This is a genomic window from Allostella sp., from assembly GCF_041913585.1.
In the GTDB taxonomy this organism is placed as follows: domain Bacteria; phylum Pseudomonadota; class Alphaproteobacteria; order ATCC43930; family Allostellaceae; genus Allostella.
Window position 1 is genome coordinate 1 of sequence record NZ_JAYSFE010000173.1, and the last position, 3,754, is coordinate 3,754.

A 3,754-nucleotide genomic window follows, 5' to 3' on the forward strand; every position below is an offset into this window, starting at 1 on the left:
CCGGAGGTCGCGGCCGCGGCCGGGGGCCGGTCGGGAGCGGCCGTCGCGGGGGCCGGCGTCACGGCCGCGGGCGCCGCCGGCGCCGACGCGGCGGCGACCGGTTCGGCCGGAGGCTGGGGCCGGGGTGCCGGCCACAGGAACAATCCGGCGGCGACGGCGACCACCGGAATGGCCACCAGCCCGAGAATCTTTGCGAATTGTGCAGGCCCCATGGGCTGCAAACGTAGTACGTGCGCCGCGGCCGCGGCAACAACCGCCCGTAGGGTCAGCGCGGCGGGTGCGTCACCAGGAGCCAGACGGCGGCCGCGACCAGGACGAACAGCGCCAGCGCGATCCACGGGCTGACCATGCGCACCGGGCGGCGGTTGCCGGCGGGAAGCCGGCGAAATCCGGTGACCATCGGCCCGATCAGGTCGATGCGCTTGACGATCAGGTAGTAGAGCACGGCCAGGACATGCAGGCCGGCGACGATCTGCAGGAGGTCGAAGACGAGCCCGTGCATCCGCGCCGCCTGCCGCCCGGTCTCGAACGAGACGAGATGGGCCAGCGGTCCGGACTCGATCGCATCGGTGTCGACGCTGACGAGCCCGAGCGCCACCTGCGCCAACAGCAGGCCGAGCAGCGCCACGACGCTGAGGGCGCCGAGCGGATTGTGGCCGACCCAGAGCGCGCCGCGCGGCTTGAGGAAGGTCCGGGCATAGCCGAGAACGGCCGCGGGCCCGCGGACGAAGCGCGAGAACCGGGCGGTGTCGCTGCCGACGATGCCCCAGACGATGCGGAACAGCACCAGCGTCGCCATGACGTAGCCAGCGGGCAGATGGATATCCATCCGTCGTTCACCGCTGCTCCACCACAGCACTGCGAAGGCGGCGACAATTCCCCAATGGACGAGGCGGACCGCACCGTCCCAGACCTTCACCCGCTCGCCGGGCGGCACCCGTGCCATTCCGTCACTCCGATCGTGCCGGATGGAGTGGCCCTGGGGCCTCTCCATCCTGACGACGAGCTAGTTGCTGCGCTGGAAGCCGCGATGACAGGCGATGCATGCGCGGCCGACGTCGCCCTGCGCGGCGAGGATGGTCTGGGCGTTGCCGGTCTCGGCGGCGACCATCAGCTTGCCCGACGCTTCGGCGAGCCGGGCGATCGCGGCCTTGAAGTCATCGGGCTTCTCCCAGATGGCTGGCAAGGCAGCGGTCTTGACCCCGGCCTCGGGGCCGGAGCCCGCCGGGAAGAGGGTCGAGATCCGCTTCGCCACGTCGTCGATCTTGCGCGCGCGCGCCACCGCGTCGTCCCGGGTGATCGATCCGGCCTTGGCGGCGTCGCCGATCGCCTTCATCTCGCCGCCCAGCGACTTCATCGCCGCCTGGCGCGCCTCGATCACCGCCGCCGGCTGCTGCGCCACCGCTGCGGCCCCCACTCCGAGGATAGCGGCCGCCGCGATCGCGAAGACCGAGCCTCGACCCAGAACGCTCATGCTTCTATGTCTCCCTTTGCACGCCCGAGCGGCGCGACCGCGACAGCCTATCCAATCTCCGGGCCGCCCGTGCGACGACCCGGCATCACTTGTCCGTGACGAAAGCCATGGCCGCCATCCGATCGCTTGCAGTCTATTGCGGCGCCTGCACCGGGACGGACCCGAGCCACGCCGCGGCCGCCGCGGAACTCGGGCAGACGCTGGCCGACCGCGGCATCGAACTGGTGTTCGGCGGCGGCCGGGTCGGCCTGATGGGCATCCTCGCCGACGCCTGCCTCGCCGCCGGCGGTCGCGTCGTCGGCATCATCCCCGCGAACGTCTTTTCGGTCGAGGTCGCGCACACCGGCGTCACCGAGCTCGTCGTCGTCCCCAACATGCACGAGCGCAAGCGCCGCATGGCCGAGCGGGCGGACGCCGTCGCGGTGCTGCCGGGCGCGCTCGGCACCCTCGACGAAACCATGGAGATGGCGACCTGGCGGCAGATCGGGCTGCACGAACTGCCGATCGGCCTGCTCGACGTCGGCGGCTACTGGCAGCCCCTCCTCCGCCTCGTCGACCACGCCATCGCGCACGGCTATGGCACCCCGGCGCTGCGCGACCTGTTCACCGTGGCCGGGACGGTCGAGGGGCTGCTGGCCGTGCTCGAGGCGGCACCGGCGCCGCGCTTCGCCTTCCGCGACCGCTGGGCCTGACCGCGGCGCGGCGCCGCGGCCCTTGCCTCCGGGTCGCGAGGTGCTATCGTGCCGCCGCTGCGGCCCGCCCTGCCCCTCGGCGGGCCGGCCCCGTTTTTGCGAGCCCGGAGACCGCCCCCGTGAAGAAGATCAAGGTCGTGAACCCCGTCGTCGAGATGGACGGCGACGAGATGACCCGCGTCATCTGGCAGATGATCAAGGACAAGCTGATCCTGCCCTATCTCGACATCGACCTGAAGTACTACGACCTCGGCATCCAGAAGCGCGACGAGACCAACGACCAGATCACGGTCGATTCCGCCGAGGCGACGAAGAAGTACGGCGTCGCGGTCAAGTGCGCGACCATCACCCCGGACGAGGCGCGGGTGGCCGAGTTCGGCCTGAAGAAGATGTGGAAGTCGCCGAACGGCACGATCCGCAACATCCTCGACGGCTCGATCTTCCGCGAGCCGATCATCTGCAAGAACGTGCCGCGCATCGTGCCGAACTGGACGCAGCCGATCATCATCGGCCGCCACGCCTTCGGCGACCAGTACCGCGCGACCGATTTCGTCGTCCCCGGCAAGGGTCGGCTGACGGTGAAGTTCGAGCCCGAGGGCGGCGGCGCGCCGATGGAGTTCGAGGTCTACAAGTTCCCCGGCGCCGGTGTCGCCCTGGCGATGTACAACCTCGACGATTCGATCGCCGCCTTTGCCCGCACCTGCTTCAACTACGGGCTGGAGCGGAAGTATCCCGTCTACCTGTCGACCAAGAACACCATCCTCAAGGCCTATGACGGGCGCTTCAAGGACATCTTCCAGGAGGTGTTCGACCACGAGTTCGCGCCCCAGTTCAAGGCCGCCGGGCTGACCTACGAGCACCGCCTGATCGACGACATGGTGGCGAGCGCGCTGAAGTGGTCGGGCGGCATCGTCTGGGCGTGCAAGAACTACGACGGCGATGTGCAGAGCGACGTCGTGGCGCAGGGCTACGGCTCGCTCGGCATGATGACCTCGGTGCTGCTGACGCCGGACGGCAAGACCGTCGAGGCCGAGGCCGCGCACGGCACGGTCACCCGCCACTACCGCGAGTTCCAGAAGGGCAAGGAGACCTCGACCAACCCGATCGCGTCGATCTTCGCCTGGACCCGCGGCCTCTACTACCGCGCCAAGTTCGACGGCACGCCGGAACTGGCGCGCTTCGCCGAGACCCTGGAGAAGGTCTGCGTCGACACCGTCGAGGCCGGCTTCATGACCAAGGACCTGGCGCTGCTGATCGGCCCGAACCAGCCCTGGCTGACCACCAACCAGTTCCTCGACAAGCTCGACCAGAACCTGAAGGCCGCGCTCGCCTGATCCGGCGACGCGAGCCCCGACGCGAAGGGGCGGCCCCACGGGGCCGCCCCTTTTTCGTTCCGGCGACCGCGGCGGCGGTACGGCCGGCAATACCAAGTCGGCAATACCAAGTCCGGTGGATGCGGAACGAGCCCGTCATCGATGCCGTTGCGTCCCTCGACTTCGCTCGGGATAAGGGACGTTTTTTTTGTGTGAGCATTTTAAACTCCCGAGCCAATTAGGGGGGAGCGGGAGGGGGGGGGGCGGCCGAGGGC

General features: G+C 69.6%; 4 protein-coding genes. 2 read left to right on the forward strand and 2 right to left on the reverse strand.

Annotation, left to right across the window (positions count from 1 at the left end; genetic code table 11):
* Positions 1–265: 265 nt before the first annotated feature.
* Complete coding sequence (locus ACE3Q3_RS21815) at positions 266–946, reverse strand: cytochrome b/b6 domain-containing protein (protein ID WP_374449523.1); 681 nt, start codon at positions 944–946, stop codon at positions 266–268.
* Between the two features lie 60 nt (positions 947–1,006).
* Positions 1,007–1,474, reverse strand: coding sequence for a cytochrome c (locus tag ACE3Q3_RS21820; RefSeq protein ID WP_374449524.1), 468 nt, complete (start codon positions 1,472–1,474; stop codon positions 1,007–1,009).
* Positions 1,475–1,581: 107 nt separating this feature from the next.
* Between ACE3Q3_RS21820 and ACE3Q3_RS21825 the strand changes: the two genes are divergently transcribed.
* Both ACE3Q3_RS21825 and ACE3Q3_RS21830 read left to right on the forward strand, forming a co-directional pair.
* Positions 1,582–2,166 carry a TIGR00730 family Rossman fold protein gene (locus ACE3Q3_RS21825; RefSeq protein WP_374449526.1) on the forward strand — a complete coding sequence of 195 codons (585 nt, stop codon included), beginning with the start codon at positions 1,582–1,584 and terminating at the stop codon, positions 2,164–2,166.
* Positions 2,167–2,285: 119 nt separating this feature from the next.
* The gene (locus ACE3Q3_RS21830; RefSeq protein ID WP_374449528.1) at positions 2,286–3,500 is read left to right on the forward strand and encodes an NADP-dependent isocitrate dehydrogenase; all 1,215 of its coding nucleotides are present in this window, start codon (positions 2,286–2,288) and stop codon (positions 3,498–3,500) included.
* Positions 3,501–3,754 lie beyond the last annotated feature (254 nt).

What these genes read in the sequence shown, in the direction of transcription:
- ACE3Q3_RS21825 (WP_374449526.1), top strand. Translation starts at nt 1,582, where the DNA reads ATGGCCGCCATCCGATCGCTTGCAGTCTATTGCGGCGCCTGCACCGGG.
- ACE3Q3_RS21820 (WP_374449524.1), bottom strand. Translation starts at nt 1,474, where the DNA reads ATGAGCGTTCTGGGTCGAGGCTCGGTCTTCGCGATCGCGGCGGCCGCT.
- ACE3Q3_RS21815 (WP_374449523.1), bottom strand. Translation starts at nt 946, where the DNA reads ATGGCACGGGTGCCGCCCGGCGAGCGGGTGAAGGTCTGGGACGGTGCG.